This window comes from Phenylobacterium sp. (assembly GCF_030697925.1).
Taxonomy (GTDB): domain Bacteria; phylum Pseudomonadota; class Alphaproteobacteria; order Caulobacterales; family Caulobacteraceae; genus Phenylobacterium.
Map to the genome: position 1 here is coordinate 1 of NZ_JAUYOJ010000174.1, position 4,142 is coordinate 4,142.

Sequence of the window (4,142 nt, forward strand, 5' to 3'; positions counted from 1 at the left end):
CTTAATAAAATTTGCGCCTTGGCATCCGTCAGCGAGAACCCGTCATACTTTAATAAGACATTGATAGCCTCTGTAGACACATCGACAATGAGGGCTAATGGGTAATCGAGCTTTTCAATCGCATCACGAAACCGCAATGTCAGTCCAAACTCAGCCTCTCCACCCGACTCAGCAACCGGATAATTTTCAAACACAAATAAACTATGAAACACACGAGCACCATCCTGTTGCAATCGCGCCAAATCAACAAAACTGTACTCATTAAGCCCTGTCACGGCCTCTTCCAGTAAACGCAATCGCTCGCATAGCGTCTGGTTTCCTTCCCAATCCATGATGAGCGGAAGCGTGTTAATATAAAGCCCGACACTGTCTTCAATACCCGCTATCGGTAGCGCGCGTCCTGATACCACCGTACCGACTATGGTTTGAAAATCTTGGGTGTACGTCTGAATCAGCTTATGCCAAGCAAACTGCATCAACACGTTCAACGTAAAACCTTCCTCCCGGGCCAACTGCTTCAACGAGTGATAAAGCGCCCCGTCCAGAGAAAGATGAATGCTTCTTGGCTCACTCACGGTACGTACCGAATCAAGATGAATCGGCTTGCTTAAGAGTGGATTTAAATCATTTACTGACAACACCGTTTGCATTCGCTCTTGCCAATAGGCGTTGACCTCGTCTCGATGGGTCGCAATATAAGCTTGCGCACGTAAATACGCCGTCTCTTCTTGAACGCCTGGCTGTCCTCCATTGAGGAGAACCTGATAATAGGCATGCACTTGATTGAGTACAATGGGGCCACTCCAACCATCCGATATGCTATGATGCACACTTTCTAACAACGTGTAATGCGCACTGCTTTGCTGGATGAGATGCAAACGCAACAAGGTCGGTTGCTGCAAATCAAACCCCTCCGCCCTATCCGCTGCTTGAATCAATCGTATTGCATGGGCTTTATCTTCCTCGTCACACAGCTTATGCGCTCTAAAATCCAATCGCCCGACTTTACTAACAATCTGAATAACGGACTCATCCCAGTTAAAATAAGTACGTAAAATCGGATAAGTGGCTATCGTCAGCTCCCATGCCTTCCGATAAGCCTCGACATCCATCGAGTTTTCATAATCCAACAATACCTGCACTCGATACGCATCATCGTCTGCTTGGCTGAGCGCGTGATAAATAAATCCTTGCTGTAAACTCGTTGCAGGATAAATCGCTTCAATCTCTGGATTTTCTGCCTGTAACCTATCCAGCAAGGCTTGACTTATTTGCACCGTATTAAAATCACTTGGCGTATAGCGCTCCACCGTTTGCTCTTCGCAGTGGGCGATAATCCCCTCCAAATGCTTCTTAAATAGGCTGGAAACCCTCTCGCTCGCCTGTTTTGAAACATGCGTTGATATCGAAAACTCTAGTGCGCCATCACTAACAAGCCCATTCATCATCAAAACATGTGGAGTCTGATTAGAGGCAGATAGGCTTTCGCCTGATGAGTCACCCACCAATTGCCAATAACCGCTTGGAGTATCAAATTGACCCAAATAGTTAAAAATAATCGACGGCAACTCATCAGATAGCGTGCTTGCTTTTGCAATATACTTAAAAGCCCCAAAACCAATTCCTTTGTTGGGGATGCTGCGTAACGACTCTTTAATCGCTTGTATGCTCAAAGCAATGCTCGATGCGACGCTCAGTTTTACCGGAAATAGACTAGTGAACCAACCAAGCGTGTTTGACACATCCAAACGCTCATCCTCTGTCTCACGTCCATGGCCTTCTAGTGTAATAACATAACTGACCTCACCTAGCCAATCGCTTAACGTATAGGCCAATGCCGTTAACAGTAAATCATTTATTTCGGTGTGATAAGCTTTATTCGCATCGCTCAACAAGGCTTTCGTGCTAGAGGGACTTAATCGACAACTGGCGTAATAAGCGTCATCCAATGCATCAGGCAAAGGAGGGCAGGATGATGCCTGTGACTCCCAGTAAGCGAGCTCTTTCGCGTGCTGTTCAGGATAGGCCTGCATCGCCAATACCCATTGACGATAACTACTACTCTTCTGACCCAATGACTCATTTGCATACAAACGCGCCATGTCATTCATTAAAATACGCCAAGAAACCCCATCAACTATCAAATGATGTAACGCAATATAGATGCGTGCACTACCGTCTGCATAACCACCAATATAACCAATCTGCCATAATGGGCCCTGCGCTATATCAAAGGTGCTTTGCCACGTCGTCAGCACATCAATAAGGGCGTCTTCTGTCAAGGTTGCTAAATCCAACACCTTGAGCCCCGGCGTCTCACTGGCCTTTAAATACGCTTGCTCCACAAACCCTTCGGCTGAGGTAATGAAACGCGCTCGTAATAAATCATGGTGGGAAGAAAGCCTTTCTATGACGCCTGATAACCGCTCCACCACAAGCGGGGGCACGCGCACTAAAACAGATTGATTGTAGTAATTGGGTTTCGGTAAAGATTGCGCGAAAAATCGTGACTGGATAGGGCTTAATCCAAACACACCGCTTAATAAACCTTGCTCCGCCTCTATCCGTCTTGCCTCATGCAAAACTTGCGCTAAACGCTGAACACAACGGTGTGTGAAAATATCTCGAATCCGACAATCCACCCCTTCTCGCTGTAATTGCGCTGAAACTTGTATGCTTTGTATTGAATCCCCGCCTAAACGGAAAAAATCATCCAAAATACCAATGCGCTCTAAACCCAAGACCGTTTGCCATACCCCAACCATTACCCGCTCCAATGCCGTGCGGGGCGCTAAATAACCGTTCGCATTGCCCTTAAAAGTCGGAGCCGGCAATGCCTTGCGGTCTAATTTACCATTCGCGGTTATGGGAAAGGCTGATAAGTGAATAAAGACGCCAGGCATCATATAATCAGGCAAACTTAATGCTAAATGCCCCCTCAGCACTCCATCATCAATGGGCGCTTCACTGACATAATAGGCCACTAAGCAAGCATGCGATTCCTTCGTCATCGCCATCACCACACTTTGCGATATCGGGGCATAACGCGATAACACATGCTCTATTTCGCCAAGCTCTATCCGATACCCGCGTATCTTTACTTGGGAATCGTTGCGACCTATGTACTCTAAGTTACCATCGGGTAACCAGCGGACTAAATCGCCGGTTTTGTATAGCCTGTTATAACCCTTGAGTTTATCTTCTTTGGTCGCAAAGGGGTTTTCAATAAAGCGCTCGCTGGTGAGCTGCGGCTGGTTGAAGTAGCCTCGAGCAAGACCCGCGCCTCCTATGTATAATTCGCCAATAACACCAATGGGTGTCGGATTGTAATGCTCATCAAGAACATAGATTGCGCCGTTACTTATCGGCTTTCCAATAGGAACACTTCGGGCGTATACATCGGTCTGATTAATAAAATAGGCACTCGTAAACACTGTTCCTTCCGTTGGACCATAACATTGCAATATACGAGTTTGAGTTTCTCCGTATGATATCATTTGATGAACAGCGTCTATGCTTAAAGCCTCTCCACCCACAATTAAATAGTTCAACGAATTCAAAATGCTTGGATTTTTTGTAGCAATGACATGAAATAATGAGGAAACCAGGGATAGAATCGTAATGCCATGCGTTTTTAAAAATAAACCCAATTGCTCAATATCAATCAAAATTTCTTGTGGTAAGCAAATAATGCGAGCACCATTCAATAACGCCCCCCATAGTTCAAACGTAGCCGCATCAAACGCCACATTCGATGAAAAAGCCATGCGATCCTCCGCATGAATTTCAATATAATTAGTCGCTCGCACCAATCGATTAACACTTTGGTGTGCAACCATAACTCCCTTCGGTGCGCCCGTAGTACCTGAGGTATAAATCACGTACGCTAAATCGCTAGATTGTGTTCTAATACCTAGATTTGTTGCTTTTTCTTTGCAATAAGGACGCTCGTCTAATGGAATCGAAGGGATATGTTTGTCCGATAAGTGCGATTGCGTTAACAGCAACACACTTTGGGTATCGTTCAGTATGTATTGAATCCGCTCCGCTGGGTAGTTAGGGTCAATCGGCACATACGCCCCACCTGCCTTTAATACCCCTAAAATACCAATTATCATCTCAAGGGACCGCTCAAGGCATAA

Annotated in this window: 1 protein-coding gene; it reads right to left on the reverse strand. The window is 45.7% G+C overall.

What is annotated here, in order from left to right; translation table 11 throughout:
• A partial coding sequence (locus Q8Q88_RS17040; RefSeq protein ID WP_305676380.1) for an amino acid adenylation domain-containing protein occupies window positions 1-4,118 on the reverse strand: 4,118 nt, incomplete at its 3' end.
• Window positions 4,119-4,142: the final 24 nt, after the last annotated feature.